14 protein-coding genes are annotated in these 18,406 nt (G+C 67.2%); 3 read left to right on the plus strand and 11 right to left on the minus strand.

Annotation, left to right across the window (positions count from 1 at the left end; genetic code table 11):
* Positions 1–164 precede the first annotated feature (164 nt).
* Positions 165–1,259 carry an HD-GYP domain-containing protein gene (locus tag KQ310_RS00965; RefSeq protein WP_259719929.1) on the plus strand — a complete coding sequence of 365 codons (1,095 nt, stop codon included), beginning with the start codon at positions 165–167 and terminating at the stop codon, positions 1,257–1,259.
* A gap of 96 nt (positions 1,260–1,355) precedes the next feature.
* Positions 1,356–1,580 carry a hypothetical protein gene (locus KQ310_RS00970; RefSeq protein WP_259719930.1) on the plus strand — a complete coding sequence of 75 codons (225 nt, stop codon included), beginning with the start codon at positions 1,356–1,358 and terminating at the stop codon, positions 1,578–1,580.
* A 40-nt stretch (positions 1,581–1,620) separates the two neighbouring features.
* Here KQ310_RS00970 and KQ310_RS00975 read toward each other — a convergent pair whose 3' ends face one another.
* The 5 genes from KQ310_RS00975 to KQ310_RS00995 all read right to left on the minus strand — a co-directional run bounded on the left by KQ310_RS00975 (position 1,621) and on the right by KQ310_RS00995 (position 9,813).
* Positions 1,621–3,837, minus strand: coding sequence for a transglutaminase family protein (locus KQ310_RS00975; protein ID WP_259719931.1), 2,217 nt, complete (start codon positions 3,835–3,837; stop codon positions 1,621–1,623).
* 69 nt (positions 3,838–3,906) lie between these two features.
* Entirely contained in the window at positions 3,907–6,345 is a 2,439-nt protein-coding gene (locus KQ310_RS00980) for a glycogen/starch/alpha-glucan phosphorylase (protein ID WP_259719932.1), read from the minus strand.
* A gap of 123 nt (positions 6,346–6,468) precedes the next feature.
* A complete protein-coding gene (locus tag KQ310_RS00985; protein WP_259719933.1) occupies positions 6,469–7,350 on the minus strand; it encodes a transglutaminase family protein in 882 nt (293 codons plus the stop codon).
* A 31-nt stretch (positions 7,351–7,381) separates the two neighbouring features.
* The gene (locus KQ310_RS00990) at positions 7,382–8,362 is read right to left on the minus strand and encodes an alpha-E domain-containing protein (protein WP_259719934.1); all 981 of its coding nucleotides are present in this window, start codon (positions 8,360–8,362) and stop codon (positions 7,382–7,384) included.
* Complete coding sequence (locus KQ310_RS00995; RefSeq protein ID WP_259719935.1) at positions 8,356–9,813, minus strand: circularly permuted type 2 ATP-grasp protein; 1,458 nt, start codon at positions 9,811–9,813, stop codon at positions 8,356–8,358. The genes KQ310_RS00990 and KQ310_RS00995 overlap by 7 nt, the downstream gene beginning before the upstream one ends.
* Before the next feature lie 647 nt (positions 9,814–10,460).
* On the opposite strand from KQ310_RS00995, the gene KQ310_RS01000 reads away from it, so the two are divergent.
* Positions 10,461–10,946: a PilZ domain-containing protein gene (locus KQ310_RS01000; protein WP_259719936.1), complete on the plus strand. Its 486-nt coding sequence runs from the start codon at positions 10,461–10,463 to the stop codon at positions 10,944–10,946.
* 119 nt (positions 10,947–11,065) lie between these two features.
* On the opposite strand, the gene ureC is transcribed toward KQ310_RS01000, so the two are convergent.
* The 6 genes from ureC to KQ310_RS01030 form a co-directional block, all read right to left on the minus strand.
* Complete coding sequence (ureC, locus tag KQ310_RS01005) at positions 11,066–12,793, minus strand: urease subunit alpha (protein WP_259719937.1); 1,728 nt, start codon at positions 12,791–12,793, stop codon at positions 11,066–11,068.
* 102 nt (positions 12,794–12,895) lie between these two features.
* Positions 12,896–13,213 carry an urease subunit beta gene (locus KQ310_RS01010; RefSeq protein WP_259719938.1) on the minus strand — a complete coding sequence of 106 codons (318 nt, stop codon included), beginning with the start codon at positions 13,211–13,213 and terminating at the stop codon, positions 12,896–12,898.
* A 54-nt stretch (positions 13,214–13,267) separates the two neighbouring features.
* Positions 13,268–13,570, minus strand: a complete 303-nt coding sequence (locus tag KQ310_RS01015; RefSeq protein WP_259719939.1) for an urease subunit gamma — start codon at positions 13,568–13,570, stop codon at positions 13,268–13,270.
* 114 nt (positions 13,571–13,684) lie between these two features.
* Complete coding sequence (locus KQ310_RS01020; RefSeq protein WP_259719940.1) at positions 13,685–14,521, minus strand: hypothetical protein; 837 nt, start codon at positions 14,519–14,521, stop codon at positions 13,685–13,687.
* A 3-nt stretch (positions 14,522–14,524) separates the two neighbouring features.
* A complete protein-coding gene (locus KQ310_RS01025; RefSeq protein WP_259719941.1) occupies positions 14,525–15,340 on the minus strand; it encodes a hypothetical protein in 816 nt (271 codons plus the stop codon).
* Between the two features lie 39 nt (positions 15,341–15,379).
* Positions 15,380–18,394, minus strand: a complete 3,015-nt coding sequence (locus KQ310_RS01030) for a CHAT domain-containing tetratricopeptide repeat protein (protein ID WP_259719942.1) — start codon at positions 18,392–18,394, stop codon at positions 15,380–15,382.
* Positions 18,395–18,406: the final 12 nt, after the last annotated feature.

Consider the following 18,406-nt stretch of genomic DNA (forward strand, 5'->3'; position numbering starts at 1 on the left):
TGGTCTGGGTGGATTCAATGTAGTGGCTGCAGTGGAACGCTTTATTGAGCGTTCCGGCCCGCCCCTGGCTGGGGTGAGCACACTGAAACCGGGTCTCCCCTTGCCGGCACAACCACGTTTCCGCAGGCCCCGTTGTTTCCAACCCGGCGAGCTTCGTCAGCTGCATGGCCACCCTGTTCCCCCAGCCCTACACCAGCCTGGACGTCTGCCAGCCCCTGGAGAAGCGTCTGGCTGCGTTGCACGGGCAGATTCGCAGGCAGGTGCCGGCTGTGGAGCGGCTGGCCTTCGCGCTCTATGAGCCCCGCAATGATCTGCTCAGCACCTATGCGAGCCACAGCTGCGTCGCCCCCAACCTCACCTTCTACGACCATCGGCTCGCCACCATCCCCAGCCTGGGTCGGCTGGCCGAGTCGCGCCAGTGCAGGGTGATCGACGACATGATGGCGGAGCTGCCACCGATCTCCCCCCACACCCGCTGGCTGCTCCAGCAGGGCTGGCGCAGCTCCTACACCGTGCCGCTTCATTGCGGCGATGAGCTGCTCGGTTTTCTCTTCCTCAATGCGATTGAGCCGGGTCTGTTCACGGCCGATCTGTTGGAGCGTCTGCAGCCCTGGGTGGAACTCAGCGCCAGCTTGATCGTGCAGGAGATGGGCCTGGTCCACAGCCTGCGGCAGTCGGTGCAGCTCGCCCTGCAGCTGTCTGATCTGCCCGACGGTGGCAGTGCCGATCATGTGGAGCGGGTGGCGCTCTACAGCCGTCTGATCGCCATGGAACTGGGGCACCGACGACCGCTCGCCCCAGACTTTGCCGCCGATCTCTATGGCTTCGCCTCCCTTGGCGATGTGGGCAGCCAGCTCACCTCCGTCGCCCTGGTCAGCAAGCCCGGTCGTCTCAGCGTGGAGGAGCGCCGCAGTCTGGAGGCCCAGGTGCTGCGTGGCGTGGAGCTGGTCGACGCCCTGATCGCGGGGCTGCGCCTGGTGGCCAGCCCCAAGGCGCAGATGCTGCATCGCATGCTGGCGGGCCGCCACGAGATGCTGGATGGCAGCGGCTATCCCTTCGGCCTCGAGGCAGGGTCCATTGCCCTGGAGGCCCGCATCGTGGCAGTGGCGGACATCTACGACGCTCTCCCCGCTGAGCTGGCCGAGGCGACCCTGCTGCAGATGGCTGTCGCCGGCAAGCTCGATCGTGCCTGTGTCGACGCCCTGCTCGGGGCCAGGGAGCAGCGCCATGCCATCGCCGCCGCCTATCGGGATCCCTGATCGGCGAACTGCCTCTACGGTTGGGCGTTCCTCTACCGCCTGCGGACTACCGCCAGCGGTCTTCCGGCGTTTGCAGCAGCGCCTCGCTTCCCCGCCATGTCCCTGCAGCTCTCCCAGCAGACCTGTGCCAACTGCCGTTTCGCGCGGCGTTCGGCGGCGTTCGATGCCGATGGCCTGCTCTCCTGTCGCAATCTGCCGCCCCAGCCGAGCCGGGACAACAACTGGCGGATCGTGCCCGAGAACTTCTGGTGCGGCTCCTGGGACTGGGGGCCGCCCGATCCGCTGGTGGGACCACGGCCGCCCAGCCCGCCCGAGTACTGACCAACTCGCCTGAGCCCTGAGCGGACGCGGGCGGGTCGGTTCAGGGCAGCCGCAGATCCACCGTGCAGAGGTCATCTGCGGGCAGGGTCCAGGGGGGCGCGTCGCCTTCGCCGACCCAGCCGCTGCGGATGATCGGCTTGAAGCTGGTGGCGTCGTCGTTGAGGCAGAAGCGGGCCACCGTGTTCAGGTTGCCTTCGGCGTTCGGGCTGTGCTGCTCGATGCTCAGCTCCAGCGGCATGTGGGGCTCGATCGCCGGATGCATGCAGGGGTAGAGCCTGTGGTGGCGATAGCGCACCGCCAGCGGTGGTTCCTCACCCCCCGCCGCCAGCGGTGCCAGCGGCAGGAGGCGGCCATTGAGGCGGAGGTGGTGGTGATCGCGGAAGCTGCCGCTGGCTCGGATTTCCAGGCGGCGCAGGGAAGCATCCACGAAGCGGCTGGTGAAGCCCCCTTCCACCGGGGTGTCGCAGATCAGCGGCCAGGGTTCCAGGGCTGGACGGATCTCCAGCCAGGCGGCGCCGTCCTGCCAGTCGAGCAGGGAGGGGAAACGCCACTCCCATAACTCCTGGAAGGGGGTGGGATTGAGCCCAAGGCCGTCATCCGCCAGGGCCGCCAGCACCGCGTCCAGATCAGCCCACAGCTGGCTGGGCAGCAGCAGGCGGTCGTGCAGTTCCGGGCCCCAGGGGCGCAGCTGCTCCGGCCGGTGGCGTGGCTCGAGCAGGTGGGCTGCCAGGGAGCTCCAGAGCAGGGCGATGGCGCTGCTCCACTCCACCCGAGGCAGGGATTCCAGCGCCCGGAATTCGATCAGTCCCAGGCAGCCCGCTGGCGCGCCAGGATTCCAGAACTTGTCGAAGCTGATCTCGCTGCGGTGGTTGTTGCCGCTGCGATCGGCATGGAGGTGGCGCAGGGTTTCGCCGATCAGGCTGCGGCGATCGGCGCTGGCGTCGGGCTGGCCATCGGTGTTGCCCGCATCCGACTGCTCGATGCAGCTATAGGCCAGTTCCAGGTCGAACAGGGAGCCGATCGCTTCATCCGGCCGTGGCGCCTGGGAGGCCGGCCCCACGCAGGTGCCGCTGAACAGGTAGCCCAGGCTGGGATGGTGTTGCCAGTAGCGCAGGATGCCGCTCAACCAGGCCGGCCGGCCGAAGAACGGGTTCTGCTCCAGGCTGGCGCCACCCCAGAGCAGATGGTTGCCACCGCCGGTGCTCTCCTGGCGCCCGCCGGCGGCGCTTTTCCAGCTGCGCAGGCCCACCGTGGCGCACGCCTTCTCCAGCCGCCGCAACCAGCCGTCGTACTCAGCCCAGCTGTGGCAGACGGGCAGGTTGATCTCCAGCACGCCCGGATCGGCGGTGAGACCGAGCACCTGCCAGCGCCCTGGTCCATCACTCGGCAGCACACCGCTCAGGGCCGGGGCCGCCAGGGGGGCGCCCTGCACCGAATCCGCCAGGCCATCGGCCACCGCCTGCAGCAGCAGCTCCAGGGGATCGCTCAGCAAGGGGGGAAGAAACAGATCCCAGCTGCCGGTCTCCTCCACCCCATCCGGCTCCACCACCTCCAGGGTGAGCACCTGGCGGGGGGCGTGGTCGGGAAAGTGTTCTAGCGGCAGGCGCAGACCGGCGGGCCCGGGGGCACCGCTGAGCTGGCGGTGCTCCTCGGCCAGGGGCCAGGGCACCGCCAGCCAGGCGGGTTGTGCGGGATCACGGTCCTCCGGTGGGCTCGCGTCATCGATGGTGAGCGGCACGGCCCACACCCGCCGGAGTGGATCCAGCGGATCGCTGAGTTCGACCGGATGCAGCTCCACCCCCAGCCGCGTTCCCAGATCCGCCAGCCAGGCGGTTGCCTGGGCGGCGGTGAGGGGGTTGCCCAGTTCACCCGGCTGGCAGGGTTCGGGCCAGCGCACTGGCGGTGGACTGCCATCGAGGCCGGTGATCAGCCTCAGGGCCCAGCGGGGATTCACCTCCCCCTCGTAGCGCTTGCCGGGGCAATACAGCAGGGTGCTGCCCGGCCACACCTGCTGCTGCAGCTCCCGCGCCAGGCGCTGGGCGATCGGCAGCTTGGTGGGGCCATCGGCGCAGACGCTCCATTCGGCCCCCTCCGGCTCGAGCGGCACGTAGGTGGGCTCGCCGCCGAGGGTGAGGTGGATGCCGGCGGCCCTCAGCCGGGCCTCGGCCACGGCAGCTGCCGCCGGTGGCCGGGGCTGCGTTCCAGCGGCGTCGGCGGCGTGAACGGAGGAGAGGTGGTGGACCGGAGGCTGGGACAATGGTGGCGCTGAAGAAGGACGGAACCCGGGGGGGTGGGACGGACAGCGACCGACCGTTGCCGGCCTGCCTCAGGAGTGGCGTCCGTCGCCGGTGCCCCCCACCACATTGCAGGCTCGCACCGGCGCCGGCTCCACCTGCCAGATCCGCTCGGCATACTCGCGGATGGAGCGGTCACTGCTGAAGAATCCGCAGCGGGCCGTGTTCAGGACCGACATGGTGCCCCAGCGGCTCGGATCACTCCAGGCCGCGTCGACGGCATTGTGGGCACGGCGGTAATCGCCGATGTCCGCCATCACCCGGAAGGGGTCGCTGCTGCAGAGATTAGCCAGCAGCGGATGGAACAGGTCGCGGTCCCCCTCGCTGAAGTGACCGGAACCGATCAGGTCGATCGCTTCGCGGGTCACGGGGTCGTTCTCCAGCCAGGGCATCGGGTGGTAGCCGTTGTGGTTGATCACCGCCAGTTCCTCGGCCGTGTGGCCGAACAGGAAGAAGTTGTCTTCGCCCACCCGCTCGCGGATCTCGATGTTGGCGCCATCGAGGGTGCCGATCGTGAGAGCGCCGTTCAGGGCCATCTTCATGTTGCCGGTGCCGGAGGCCTCCTTGCCGGCGGTGGAGATCTGCTCGGAGAGATCGACCGCCGGGTAGATGCGCTGGGCCAGCTTGACGTTGAAGTTGGGCAGGAACACCACCCGCAGGCGCCCGTCCATGGCCGGATCGATGTTGACGATCTCGGCGATGCCCACGATCAGGCGGATGATCAGCTTGGCCATGGCATAGCCCGGCGCCGCCTTGCCCCCGAAGATGAAGGTGCGGGGCGGCAGCTGCTCGCCATTGCGGATGCGTAGATAGCGCTCCACGATCTGCAGGGCGGCCAGGTGCTGGCGCTTGTATTCGTGGATCCGCTTCACCTGCACGTCGAACAGGGAGGTGGTGTCCACCAGCACCCCCGCCTCCTGACGGATCGCCTGGGCCAGGCGCTGCTTGGCCTGCTCGCGCACACCCTGCCAGCGCTCCAGGAAGGCGGCGTCGCTGGCGAGGGGCTCGAGCCGTTCGAGCTGATCGAGATCCCGTCGCCAGCCCGAGCCGATCGCCTCATCCAGCAGGGCCGCCAGCGGCCGGTTCGACACCGCCAGCCAGCGCCGTGGTGTGACGCCATTGGTGATGTTGCAGAACCGCTCCGGCCAGAGGGCGGCGAAGTCGTGGAACAACTGCTCCTTCACCAGCTGGCTGTGCAGTTCCGCCACCCCATTGATGTGGTGGCTGCCCACCACGGCGAGGTGGGCCATGCGCACCCGGCGTTGCTCGCCCTCCTCGATCAGGGAGAGCCGCTCCAGCAGATGGGGCTGGCCGGGATGGCGCAGCCGCACCATGCGCAGGAAGCGGGAGTTGATTTCGTAGATGATCGCCAGCTGCCGCGGCAGCAACTGCTCGAACAGCTCCACCCCCCAGGTCTCCAGCGCCTCCGGCAACAGGGTGTGGTTGGTGTAGCTGATCGAGGCGGTGGTGATCGTCCAGGCGGTGTCCCAGTCAACGCCGTGCTCATCGATCAGCAGGCGCATCAGCTCCGCCACCGCGATCGCCGGATGGGTGTCGTTGAGCTGAACGGCGAACTTCTTGTGGAAATCGGTCACCGCCAGGCCCTGCCCCTGCAGGATGCGGAACATGTCCTGCAGGGAGCAGCTCACGAAGAAGATTTGCTGGCTGAGCCGCAGGCGTTTGCCCTGCTCCATCTCATCGTTGGGATAGAGCACCTTCGAGAGGGTCTCCGACTGGGTCTTGCGCAGCACCGCCTTGGGGTAGTCGCCGGCGTTGAAGGAGGCGAAGTCGAAGTCGTCGGGTGCCTGGGCCGACCACAGCCGCAGGGTGTTGGCGGTGTGCACGCCGTAGCCGAGGATGGGCGTGTCGTAGGCCACGCCCATCACGATCTGGCCGCCGATCTCGACCGGGTAGCTCCACTCCGGCCGGATCACCTCCCAGGGGTTGCCGCGGCTCAGCCAGGGGTCGGTGCTCTCCACCTGGCCCGTGGGGCCGATCCCCTGGCGGAAGATGCCGAACTCGTAGCGGATGCCGTAGCCGATCGCCGGCAGCTCCAGGCTGGCCATCGACTCCTGGAAGCAGGCCGCCAGTCGTCCGAGGCCGCCGTTGCCCAGGCCCGGTTCCGGCTCCTCGGCGATCAGTTCCTCAAGATCCAGGCCCAGTTCCTCACAGGCGGCCTCGGCCTCATCCCGCAGGTCCAGGTTGACCAGGTTGTTTTCCAGGTGGGGGCCCAGCAGATACTCGGCCGAGAGGTAGATGGCCGTGCGCACCCCCTGCTCGGTGTAGGACTCGGCCGTGTCCACCCAGCTCTGCAGCAGCCGGTCGCGCACCGCCAGGGCCAGGCTGCGGTAGTGGTCGTGGCTGGTGGCCAGCGACGGAGCCTTTGCCTGGCTGAAGAACAGGTGCCGGCGCATCGCCTCGGCAAGGCCATGGCTGGACTCGGTGCCCGAGGGATGGGGGGAAAGAACCATGGCGGGGGCGCGGCACTGTGCCGCATCTGGATCAAAGGGTGGTCCCTTCATGCTCCCCGCTGGGGTGGCGATGCTGCACCAATCGCTACCGATGATGGGGGTTTCGGCATCTTTTCGGCTTCGTCAGACGGCCGCCAACGCCTCGGTCATGGCCAGTTCTTCGGCCTCGATGCTCCACTCCAGCTCACTGGTCACCTTGGGGGGACCGGAGAAGCTGCCGGTCACGGCGGCGGTGAGTTCCGGCTTCGAGGAGGTGGCCACCGGGATGTAGCGGTCGTCGATGGCGCCCATGCCACTGGGATCAAAGGCCCGCCAGCCGGCCCCCGGCAGATACACCTCTGCCCAGGCATGCAGGTCGTAGCGTTTCGGCCTCGGCTCCACTAGGTGATAGCCGCTCACGAAGCGGGCCGGCAGGCCCACACAGCGGCAGGTCTCGATCATCAGCATCGCCAGGTCACGGCACGACCCCACCCGCTCCTTGAGCGTGCGGCCGGCCGGCCAGGCCGGGCCGATGTGGCGCTGGGTGTATTTCACCCGGTCCTGGATGATCTCCACCAGCTGATTCAGGAACATCAGCGCCCGCTGGTCGGAGCCCATCAGCGCCTCCTGGGCCAGGTCCACCGCTGCCGGATCGTGCTGGCCATTCGGTAACCAGCCTTGGAGACTTCCCAGCAGATCGCTGTTGAGATGGCCCATCGGATAGGGCAGCAGCGGTTCGTTCTCCTCCAGGCAAATGGTCAGGGGTGCCGGCACTAGGGTGTCCACCACACTGATGGCCTTCACCTCAAACACCTCGGTGGCGTCGAGGAAGCGGGCCCGCAGGATCTCATCACCGCTGGCGGCGATCAACGGATAGAGGCGGCTGGGTTCGGGGGTGATGCTCAGCCCAAAGGAGCGCAGGTGTTGAAAACCGTGGCCGCGGGGCCTCAGGCAGAAGCGGTGCGGACCGAGCAGCACCGGTGCGCTGTAGCGATACGTGAGGGTGTGGGTGACGCGGGCGCGCATGCCGGTGGAGTGGAGCCGCTGGATGGGGAGATCAGGCGTCGGAGCTGTCGCTGCTGTCCGAGCTGGCGGGGATGGCCACCTCGAAGTAACGGGCCTCGATCAGATCGTGGATGGCGTTGAGATCGCTCTGAAAGGCGTCGATCGCCTCGTGCAGACCGGTGGCGATCAGATCGTCGATGCGGGTGTAACTCCAGCGGGCCAGGGTGAGGCCACTCAGGCATTCGAGTGCATCGGGAGCACCGGGTACGGAGCGGCCCTGCACGATCCTGAGGGTGTCGTGAATGCGCTCCAGGCAGTAACGCACCGAACGGGGAAACACCGGATCCAGCAGCAGGAAGGCGGCCACGGCCTTGGGTTCGATCGCCCGCTGGCTCGACTGGCGGAACATCTGATAGGCCCCGGCCGAACGCAGCAGGGAAATCCACTGCAGTTCGTCGAGCACACCACCCACCTCCTCCGGGCTCGGCAACAGCAGGAAGTACTTCACATCGAGGATACGGGTGGTCTTGTCGGCCCGCTCGATCAGGCGACCCAGCCGGCTGAACTGCCAGGAGAGATCGCGGCTGAGGGTGGCATCGGTGATGCCATAGAACAATTGGCAGCCCCGCCGGATCTCATGCAGTTGCTCCTGGGGAGGCTTTCGCCAGAACGCCTCATTTTCCTGCAGGGTCCAGTAGAGATCGTTCATGTGCTCCCACATCTCTGTGGTGATCACTTCGCGGATCTGGCGAGCGTTCTCGCGGGCGACGGCGATGCAATTGACGATGCTGTTGGGGTTCTCGGCTTCGTGCACCAGAAACTGCACCACGTCGGTGGGCGAGCCCGCTGGGCAGAGCTTGTCGAACAGCTCGCGATCCCCACTGGCGTCGATCAGGGGCAGCCAGGGTTCAGCGCTGCCGGGCGGGCAGTCGAGCGCCATGGCTTCACTGACCTCCACGAAGCGGGAGATGTTCTCGGCCCGCTCCACATAGCGGTTGATCCAGTAGAGCGATTCAGCGACGCGGCTCAGCATGCGCCCGCCTCCTCGCTCTGGCGTTCGTCCACGATCCAGGTGTCCTTGCAGCCGCCCCCCTGGGAGGAGTTCACCACCAGGGAACCCCGCCGCAGGGCCACGCGGGTCAGTCCTCCCGGGCTGACCCAGGCCCCCTTGCCGCGCAGCACGTAGGGCCGCAGATCGACATGGCAGGGGAAGAGTTCGCCTTCGCTGAGGGAGGGAACGGTGGAGAGATCCAGGGTGGGCTGGGCAATGTAATTGCGGGGATTGGCCTTGATCTTGTCGGCGAATTCGCTGATCTCAGCGGCGCTGGCATGGGGGCCGATCAGCATGCCGTAACCACCGGCCTCGGCCACGGCCTTGACCACCAGTTCGCCGAGATGGGCCAGCACGTAGGCCTGATCCTCGTCTCGTGAGCAGAGGTAGGTGGGCACGTTCTCGATGATCGGTTCCTCGCTGAGGTAGTAGCGGATCATCTCCGGCACATAGGCATAGATCAACTTGTCGTCTGCCACGCCGGTGCCGGGGGCGTTGGCGATCGCGACGCGGCCGGCGCGGTAGGCGGCCATCAGGCCGCGCACGCCCAGCATCGAGTCGCTGCGGAACACCGCCGGATCGAGGAAGTCGTCGTCAATGCGGCGATAGATCACATCCACCGCCTCGAGCCCGCTGGTGCTGCGCATCCAGACCCGGTCGTCCTGGCAGATCAGATCGCGCCCCTCGACCAGCTGAATGCCCATCTGCTGGGCGAGATAGCTGTGCTCGAAATAGGCACTGTTGAACACACCGGGCGTCAGCAGCACCACCTTCGGCGTTTCGGTCCAGGGGGCGAGTTCCCGCAGGGTCTGCAGCAGGTGGGAGGGGTAGTCGTCGATCGGCTGGACGGTGCGGCCCTGGAAGAGGCTGGGGAACATGCGCTTCATCACGCGCCGGTTCTCCAGGAAGTAGGCCACCCCGGACGGGCAGCGGAGGTTGTCCTCCAGCACGCGCCAGGTGCCTTGGCCGTCGCGGACCAGATCCAGGCCGGAAACGTGGCACCAGCGGCCCAGCGGCAGCTCGAAGCCCTGCATCTGGGGCCGCCAGCCCTGGGAGCTCTCGACGTCGGCGCGGGGGATGACCCCGTCGTTGAGGATCTTCTGATCGCCGTAGACATCGGCCAGGAAGTGGTCGATCGCTTCGAGGCGCTGGATCAGGCCCAGTTCCAGCCTCTGCCATTCCCCGACGGCGATCAGCCGCGGCAGAGGATCAAAGGGCAGGATCCGTTCGACGCCGCGGTTGCCGGAATCATTGAGGCGGAAGGTCGCCCCGAGGCGCTTGAGCAGCATGCCGGCGGCGGCATGGTTGCGGTTGAGTTCCTCAAGCCCCAGGTTGCCGAGCGAGGAGAGCAGGGGCCGCAGTGCCGCCCGGGGTTCATCGGTGGAGCTGAAGTACTCGTCGTAGCCGCGGTTGGGTTTGTACTCGGTAAACATGTCCCGGCTCCGGCTGACCTTGCCGGATCATGCTGAGCGCCGGGGGCACCTCTGAGTATGAACGGCTACGGAATGGCTGCTTGGCGTCTGGAGCTTCATGCCATCTTTCGCTGTTTTTCTGCCAGGTGGTCCGTTTCGAACAGTGTGGATGGCTGAAACCGGTTAGGGGGCGTCGGAAGCCGGCTTTGTACTGAGGCTACGGCCCTGGCCCAGCTCCGTGGCTGTCGCCTTGGCCCCGCTCTGCTCCTGAGGTTTCGTGGGAGGCAGGTCGCGTGGAGCCGGGGGCTGCTGGTTGCCTGAATGGCTTCCTGATCCGTTGTGAAGGTGACAGGTTTTTCAAAGCGCTGCGCCTACAATGGTGAGATCGTATGGATGAATGTTGATTGAGTTTGTTCAGGGCTCAAGCCTGGGCAAGCGTCAGGGTCGTTGACGCGACCCATCGCGACCCATCGCATCAGAGGCAGTGTGCCGATCCGGCACTTTCATCGTAATTTCGCCGCCACCGCTTCTCCTGGAAACGCCTTTTCCTGCAGAAGCACTGTTGATCGGAAACCCTGCGGATTCAACACACCCCCGACCCGCAACAACTCCCGACACGCACCAGCGCCGCGCCATCTGGTCAACTCTCGTTCTGCACCCCCCCTGTCATGACCTCCCTGGGCCACTACCTCCCGTTCAGCGATGCTGATGGCGGACTAGCCCTGGAGTACTCGGGCAGCTTCTTCGCCGGCACCTCTCTGCAGCCGTCGATCGGCCCCAGCGACGATCAGGAGACCCGCCGCCATCTCCGCAATCCGGTGGAGGCCTGCCGCCCGATCGCCGTGCAGGTGCTGGATGAGGACGGCCAACCGGCCTCCGCCTGGTATCTCGCCGACATCCTCGATGTGAGCGTGGGCGGCTTCTGTCTGCTGATCACGGAGGATCAGCCCATGCCTCTGGCCCAGCTCCTGCGGGTGCGGCTGGATCTGCGGCCCCACCCCTCCTTCGGCGTGGATGTGATGCCGGCTGAGCTGCGCTGGTTCGTGCGCGCTGGCTTCATCGTCACCCTTGGAGTGGGATTCGAGAAGCCCCTGGAGACCCTGCCGCCCCTGCTGCCCTGCCGCCGCTCCACCAAGCGCGAAATCGCTGCATGAACAGGTTTCAGCACAAGGTTTCAGGTTTCAGTGCAACCCCACTGCACACTGGAGACTCGATCAGGCCAAAGCGCAGGTCTCAGCGCCGGACAAGTTGCAAGCGTCAGAGGCTGCAAGCCTCAGAGCAGGAAATAGCGCTGCGCCATCGGCAGCACCTCGGCGGGCTCGCAGGTGAGCAGCTCGCCATCGGCGTAGACCTCATAGGTCTGGGGGTCGACCTCCATTTTTGGTAGGGCCGTGTTGTTGCGCATCGTCTCCTTGTCGATGCCGCCGCGGGTGTTCACCACCGGAACGCAGGGCCGGCTCAGCCCCAGGCGCCGCGGCAGGTCGTCGTCCAAGGCGGCCTGGCTCACGAAGGTGAGGCAGCTGGGGGCCAGGGCCTTGCCGTAGGCGGCGAACATCGGCCGGCCGTGCACCGGGCCCGGGGTGGGGATCGAGGCGTTGGCATCACCCATCTGGGCCCAGACGATCGAGCCTCCCTTGATCACCAGCTCCGGCTTGACGCCGAAGAAGCCAGGTTTCCACAGCACCAGATCGGCCAGCTTGCCCACCTCCACCGAACCGATCTGGCTGTCGAGGCCGTGGGCGATGGCCGGGTTGATCGTCACCTTGGCGATATAGCGCTTCAGGCGGCAGTTGTCGTTGCGGCCGCCGCCGGGGCCCGCCGCATCGTCCGGCAGGGGGCCGCGCTGCAGCTTCATCTTGTGGGCGGTCTGGAAGGTGCGGATGATCACCTCCCCGACCCGGCCCATCGCCTGGGAATCGCTGGCGATGATGCTGAAGGCGCCGAGATCGTGGAGGATGTCTTCGGCGGCGATCGTCTCGCGGCGGATGCGCGACTCGGCGAAGGCCACGTCTTCCGGGATGCGCGGATCGAGGTGGTGGCACACCATCAGCATGTCGAGGTGCTCCTCCAGGGTGTTGCGCGTATATGGGCGCGTTGGATTGGTGGAGCTGGGCAGGACGTTGGCTTCGCCGCAGATCTTGATGATGTCCGGCGCGTGACCGCCGCCGGCCCCCTCGGTGTGGAAGGTGTGGATGGTGCGGCCGCCGATGGCGCGGATCGTGTCTTCCACGAAGCCGGCTTCGTTGAGGGTGTCGGTGTGGATGCAGACCTGCACATCCATCCGATCCGCCACCGAGAGGCAGCAGTCGATCGCGGCCGGGGTGGTGCCCCAGTCTTCATGCAGCTTCAGGGCGCAGGCACCGGCCCGGACCTGCTCCTCCAGAGCCTCCGGCGTGCTGGCGTTGCCCTTGCCGAAGAAGCCCAGGTTGACCGGCAGGCCTTCGGCGGCTTGCAGCATGCGGGCCAGGTGAAAGGCGCCGGGCGTGCAGGTGGTGGCATTGGTGCCGGTGGCCGGGCCGGTGCCGCCGCCCAGCAGGGTCGTCACCCCGCTGGCGAGGGCGGTTTCGATCTGCTGCGGGCAGATGAAGTGGATGTGGGTGTCGATCGCGCCGGCGGTCAGGATGTGCCCCTCGCCGGCGATCGCTTCGGTGCCCGGGCCGATCACGATGTCGACGCCATCGCTGATGTCGGGGTTGCCCGCCTTGCCGATCGCCACGATCCGGCCATCGCGCAGGCCGATGTCGGCCTTGACGATCCCCCACCAGTCGAGGATCAGGGCGTTGGTGATCACCGTGTCCACCGCCCCGGCGGCACGGGTGGTCTGGGCCTGGCCCATGCCGTCGCGGATCACCTTGCCGCCGCCGAACTTCACCTCATCGCCATAGGTGGTGCAGTCGCGCTCCACCTCCAGGATCAGCTCGGTATCCGCCAGCCGCAGGCGGTCGCCGGTGGTGGGGCCGTAGGTCTGGGCGTAGGAGCGGCGATCGATGCGGTAGGGCATGGCCGGAGCTTTGGGGGGGACCGGCCAGGGCCGGGAGGCGGAGGAAGTGGAACGGGTGTGGTGGCGGATTGGGTGCCAGGGCTGTCAGCCCAGCGGGGGGAGTCAGTCCAGCGGTCCGTTCACCAGGCCGTTGAAGCCGAACACCTGGCGCTCTCCGGCGAACGGCACCAGCTGCACCTCGCGGCTGTCGCCCGGCTCGAAGCGGATGGCGGTGCCGGCCGGGATGTCGAGCCGCAGGCCCCGGGCGGCGTCGCGGTCGAACTTGAGGGCACTGTTGGCCTCGTGGAAATGGAAGTGCGACCCCACCTGAATCGGCCGGTCGCCGCTGTTGGCCACCAGCAGGGTGGTGACCGGACGCCCGGCGTTGAGTTCAAGCGTGCCGGGTTCGCTCAGCAGTTCGCCAGGAATCAGGGGGGCCATGGTGGGCAGCGGCTGCGGGGGGACAGGAAACGGCTGGGGATCAGTGGATCGGGATCAGCGGATCGGATCGTGCAGGGTGACCAGCTTGGTGCCATCGGGAAACACGGCCTCGATCTGCACCTCGTCGATCAGTTCAGGTATCCCTTCCATCACCTGGTCGCGGTTCAGCCAGGTGCTTCCTTCGGCCATCAGCTCGGCCACGGTTCTGCCATCGCGGGCACCTTCGAGCACCTGGAAGCTGAGCCAGGCCACGGCTTCCGGGTGGTTGAGCCTGAGGCCGCGGCCCAGGCGCCGCTCCGCCAGCAGAGCGGCGGTCACGATCAGGAGCTTGTCCTTCTCCTGGGGGGTCAGGTGCATGGCGCCTGGGAGGGTGCGGCGAGCGGGTCTGGATCCATGCACTCTGACAGCGGTAGGTCGCTCTGGACCGTTCAGGGAGAACGGGCGGGCGGAGGTGGTCGGTGGCCCCGGCTTCTACAAGGCCACCTCTCGGGTGGTCTTGAAGAACATCGATTTGGGGTCGAAGGCTTTCACCTGCCTGGTCAGGGCGTCCAGGCTGATGGGGAGGCAGTCCTGGGAGGGGTTGCGGGGGCAGAGGTTGGGCACCAGTTCCGCACCGGCTGCGGCTTGCGAGTTGTAGGACCAGCGCAGGCTGCGCCCCCCGAACAGCCTCTGTTGTGGTGCCCGGGTGAGGGCGGGAATGAGCAGATCGAAGCTGGCGGCCTGGTAGCGCCCAGCAGGCAGGCGCAGCAGCAGGTTGCGGCTCAGCTTCTCGCCGGGGTGGATCACGTCGTCCAGGAACAGCCAGCCGGTGGAGAGGGTGCGGCCGGGCTCGGCGGGTGCGAAGCGCTCGGCCCGGTCCTGGGGCCCCAGCAGATAGAGCACCTCGGTGGCCCGATCGGCGAATCCAGGATCCTCGCCATGCTGCTGGAGACGGATCCCCTTGAGCTGCCACACGCTGGGGAGCAGGTAGAGGTTGCGGCTGCTGGAGTTGGAGGCGGTGATCTCCAGCTCCAGCTCCAGGTTGGGCCGGCCCGCCACCTGGGTGGGCCGCAGCCTGCGGCTGGGGCTCACGTTGATCTGCAGGCTGAGGCTCGCCGGGGCCATCTCCGGCACCAGGATCTCCTTCCAGATGAAGGTGTAGGCGCCCCAGGTGGCCGCCACCACGATGCCGATCGACTGGATCCAGTTGTGCAGGTGATTGGAGCGTGCCCAGGAGGGCACCGGGTCCTTGGTCACTGCCGCCCCGTCAGTCGTCGCCCCAGTCGGTGCAGGCGCGGTGGCGGGCGTCGTCGGGTCGGGCTCGGCCATCGCTCAGGGACGGGAGGCCGCGAACACCTCACCGACCCGGCGGGGGCAGCGCAGGGGTTTGCGGCAGGTGGCCGTCAGGGCGTCGCTGACACTGGTGAGGGCCCGGTTGCCCGGATCGACGCCCACCTCGCTCAGAAGCTTCGGATCGCTGACGCGGTCCGCCGCCAGGCCGTTCATGGCCGCGGCGGTGCAGGGGGAGGCGGTGGCGCCGAACCCGCTGAGCAGGGCATAGGCCCGCTGGCTGCGGGTGCCCTGGAGGGCCGCGTCAGGGCTGGCGTAGGCCGTGCGCGCCGGCGAGAGCTTGTGGGCCGGGAGGCTGGGCTTGAGCCCCGGGCTGGAATCCAGCAGGACACCCGCCAGGCAGACGGCCTGCAGGTTGGCGGCCGCCCCCGGGCTGGCGGTACCGCTGCTCTGACGGGCGAGGAACGCCTGGCCGAGGCCGGTGGCGATCCAGTAGGCGATCCCCCAGGTGCCGTAGCGCTCCCGTTCGCCCCTGAGGGACTTGGCATCGAGCAGCAGTTCGCCGCTGTCGGGGCAGTAGAGGGCGCTGGTGTCGGCACTGGCGCCTCGGGCTCCGGGGCAGCCGGCCGCAACGGTGCCGCCGGCGCTCACCAGCCGCAGCCTGGGCCAGGACAGGGGGGCGGTGGCTGGATCCCCCTTCCAGGCTTGCTGCAGGGAGCGGCTGGCGGCCTGCACCGCGGTCTCCAGGTCAGCCGCTGGATTCGGGGCGGCAGCGGCTGCTGGGGCCAGGGCGGCGCCGGTGCTGGCAGCCAGCAGCAGGCTCGCCATCAGCAACCCGGGGGTCGAGGTCTGGGACACGACGGCAGGTGGGTGGGGTTGGTTCAGTGTGTTCAACCCTCATAGGCCCGGCAAGGGAGCGGTGTCGCCGGTGAGCTGCCAGGCGGCCCAGTATTTGTGGTCCTTCCACTCCTTGTGCCTGGGGTTGGTGCGGAACTCCTCCTGGACCTGGACGAGAGCGCCCTGCCTGCCTTGGCCGGCCTTGAGCAAGGTGTAGTAGCGCTGCATGAACACGGCGGTGGCCTCGTCATCCACCTTCCAGAGCGAGAGCAGGGTGGTGCGGGCGCCGGCCACGGTGAGCGCTCGTTGCAGGCCGTACACCCCCTCCCCGCTCTGGCTGACGCCCGTGGCGGTGTCGCAGGCGGAGAGCACCACCAGTTCGGTGCCTTCCAGCTGCAAGCGGGAGGCTTCCTTGGCGGTGAGGTAGCCGTCGTCGTCTCCATCGCGGGGGGAGGCGGCCAGGGCTTGCGCGGAGGCGCCCTGGACCGGCCGCCGATGGCGGTTGGCGCCGCTCAGCACAATGCCGCTGTTCAACAGGGGGTCACCGGTGCTGGCTGGAGGGCCCGAGAAGGCGGCACTCCGGCTCCTCGGGCCCTGGTTGACGGGGGAGGGCTGGGGATCCGAGAAAAAGCCATGGCTGGCGACATGGAGCACCCTGGGCCCTTTGATGCGTTGCAGGGCGGGCGCGGTGGCCTGCGATCCCGTGAGCAGGGTGGCCTTGAGCTGAGCCGCGATCTCCTGCCCTTCGTTCTTGGTCGCCCGCAGGGAAGCCCAGGGGGTGCCAGGGGCCCCGAACTCTGGATCGGCGATCACCAGGGCCTGACCAGCTTGCACCTGGGTCGTTCGAGGCTTTGGGAGCAGATCGCGGCCGCTTGTGATCAGCCGCAGCCGCACCACCTCGGCCAGCCAGCGGGGGCCTTGCCCAGGGCCCAGGGACTCCGGTGCGGGCAGGGCCGCAAAGGGAATGCGGCTGAGTTCGCCATCGGGGGAGAGGAACCACTGGTTGCGGTCCTTGAGCTGGCTCAGGAGCGCAGGGGGGAACACCTTGTCCCTCACCTGCACCCAGGCGTCGTTGGGGGATTGCTCCCCCCTCTCGGAGATCTTCAGGGCGTTGCGGATGAGCGGCTCAATCCCGGAGGCCAGGCCGAGATCGTGGCTGGTGATGCGGCCATCGGGGAACAGCCGCAAGGCTAGATAGCGCGGCTCCCCCCAGCGCTTGTCAATGGGCTGGCGGCCGTCATAGGGCCGATACCTCTGGAACTCCACCAGCACCCCGTCGGCAGGGAGAACGCGGGCGACCTCCCCGGGTTCCACCAGATGGGGCTGCAGAGCGGGCAGCAGGCGATAGAGCTGCTTCTCCAGATCACCCACTTGCTGCTGGAGCGTCTGCCGCTGGGGGGGGCTGAGGTTCACATCCGCCAGGCGACTGGTGAGGCCGGCAATCTGCTGGCTGAGCTCCTGCTGGGGGCCCGGCGAGCGGGCGAGCAGTGCCAGACGCTGTTCGATCTCCTGGAGCAGCCCCTGGCGGTTCAGCCGGGTGAACAGGGCCAGGGAGGTGCCGTCGGGGGAGAGGCCGGCGAAGGTGTACGCGAATTCCCAGGCTTGGTCAAGCACGTCAATCTGGGCTCGCCGCTGGGCCTCCGGCAGTAAAGGCACTTCTCGTTGCAGAAACAGTGTTTGGATACGGATGCCACGACGCAGGAAGGGCTCTGCTTTCGCATAGGCGCCCTGGTTCACGTAAAGGAATGCGAGGTTGTTGAGGCTGGTGGCTGTATCGGGATGATCGGCCCCCAGCGCCTTCTCGTAGATCGACAGGGCGCGGATGGAGAAGGGTTCGGCCTGGGCGTAGGCGCCCTGACGGCTGTAAAGCGCTGCGAGGTTGTTGAGGCTTTTGGCAGTATCGCGGTGATCGGACCCAAGGACCTTCTCCTTAATCGCCAAAGCGCGAAGGTGGAGGAGCTCGGCCTTGGTGTAGGCGCCCTGGCTGTCGTACAGCGCTGCCAGGTTGTTGAGGCTGGTGGCGGTCTCGGGGTGATCAGGCCCCAGCACCTTCTCGTTGATTGCCAGGGTGCGGATGTAGAGGGGCTCGGCCTTGGAATAGGCGCCTTGCTCCCAGTAGAGCAGGGCGAGGTCATTGAGGCTGGTGGAGGTATCGGGGTGATCGGGCCCCAGAGCCTTCTCCTGGATCGCCAGCGCCCGAAGGTAGAGCGGCTCGGCCTTGGCGTAAGCGCCCTGGAGTTGGTAAAGATTTGCGAGGTTGTTTAAGCCGATGGCGGTACCAGGGTGATCGGGGCCCAGAGCCTTTTCCCTGATCGCCAAGGAGCGGCGGTAGAGAGGCTCGGCCTTGGCGTAAGCACCCAGACTGTCGTAAAGCGTTGCGAGGTTGTTGAGTCTGATTGCGGTATCGGGGTGATCGGGCCCCAGCGCCTTCTCACTGATCGCCAGGGCGCGGATGTAGAGGGGCTCAGCCTTGGCATAGGCGCCCTGGTTGAGGAAGAGCAGTGCGAGGTTGCTGAGGCTTTGAGCTGTCCCGGGGTGATCAGGCCCTAGCGCCTTCTCGTTGATTGCCAGGGCGCGGATGTAGAGGGGCTCGGCCTTGGCGTAGTTGCCCTGGTTGTCATACAACTCCGCGAGGTTATTGAGGCTGTTGGCGGTCTCGGGGTGATCGGGCCCCAGCGTCTTCTCTCTGATGGCCAAGGCGCGAAGGTGGAGGGGCTCAGCCTTGGCGTAAGCTCCCTGTTCATTGTGTAACTGCGCGAGGTTGTTGAGGCCTCTGGCTGTGCCGGGGTGATCTGGCCCCAGGAGTTGTTCCATCAAGGCTAGAACCTTTACCTGTATCTGCGTCGCCTCGTGATACTTGCCTTGCTGATAAAGGGCCGTCACCTGGCGATTCAACTCAACAACTTCTGATAGCAAGGTGTTGCTGCTCTCTCCATTGGCCTGGGTCACTACTGCAGGCCGATCAGGGGCCACCGAGGTCACCTTCGCTGATGCCTGGGCGAGAACCCCGATGCCAGTGAAAAGCAGCAGGCCTGTGCTGAGGCTGCAGATGGGTCGCAGGAGTGGGGTGGTCATTGCATCAGTGGC

It is taken from the genome of Synechococcus sp. CS-1328, from assembly GCF_025128095.1.
Taxonomy (GTDB): domain Bacteria; phylum Cyanobacteriota; class Cyanobacteriia; order PCC-6307; family Cyanobiaceae; genus CBW1002.

Excerpts from the sequence above, each read along its gene's own strand:
- KQ310_RS00970 (WP_259719930.1), top strand. The coding sequence starts at position 1,356 with ATGTCCCTGCAGCTCTCCCAGCAGACCTGTGCCAACTGCCGTTTCGCG.
- KQ310_RS01000 (WP_259719936.1), top strand. The coding sequence starts at position 10,461 with ATGACCTCCCTGGGCCACTACCTCCCGTTCAGCGATGCTGATGGCGGA.
- ureC (WP_259719937.1), bottom strand. The coding sequence starts at position 12,793 with ATGCCCTACCGCATCGATCGCCGCTCCTACGCCCAGACCTACGGCCCC.
- KQ310_RS01020 (WP_259719940.1), bottom strand. The coding sequence starts at position 14,521 with ATGGCCGAGCCCGACCCGACGACGCCCGCCACCGCGCCTGCACCGACT.
- KQ310_RS00985 (WP_259719933.1), bottom strand. The coding sequence starts at position 7,350 with ATGCGCGCCCGCGTCACCCACACCCTCACGTATCGCTACAGCGCACCG.
- KQ310_RS01015 (WP_259719939.1), bottom strand. The coding sequence starts at position 13,570 with ATGCACCTGACCCCCCAGGAGAAGGACAAGCTCCTGATCGTGACCGCC.
- KQ310_RS00990 (WP_259719934.1), bottom strand. The coding sequence starts at position 8,362 with ATGCTGAGCCGCGTCGCTGAATCGCTCTACTGGATCAACCGCTATGTG.
- KQ310_RS00980 (WP_259719932.1), bottom strand. The coding sequence starts at position 6,345 with ATGGTTCTTTCCCCCCATCCCTCGGGCACCGAGTCCAGCCATGGCCTT.
- KQ310_RS01010 (WP_259719938.1), bottom strand. The coding sequence starts at position 13,213 with ATGGCCCCCCTGATTCCTGGCGAACTGCTGAGCGAACCCGGCACGCTT.
- KQ310_RS00965 (WP_259719929.1), top strand. The coding sequence starts at position 165 with ATGGCCACCCTGTTCCCCCAGCCCTACACCAGCCTGGACGTCTGCCAG.
- KQ310_RS00995 (WP_259719935.1), bottom strand. The coding sequence starts at position 9,813 with ATGTTTACCGAGTACAAACCCAACCGCGGCTACGACGAGTACTTCAGC.
- KQ310_RS01030 (WP_259719942.1), bottom strand. The coding sequence starts at position 18,394 with ATGACCACCCCACTCCTGCGACCCATCTGCAGCCTCAGCACAGGCCTG.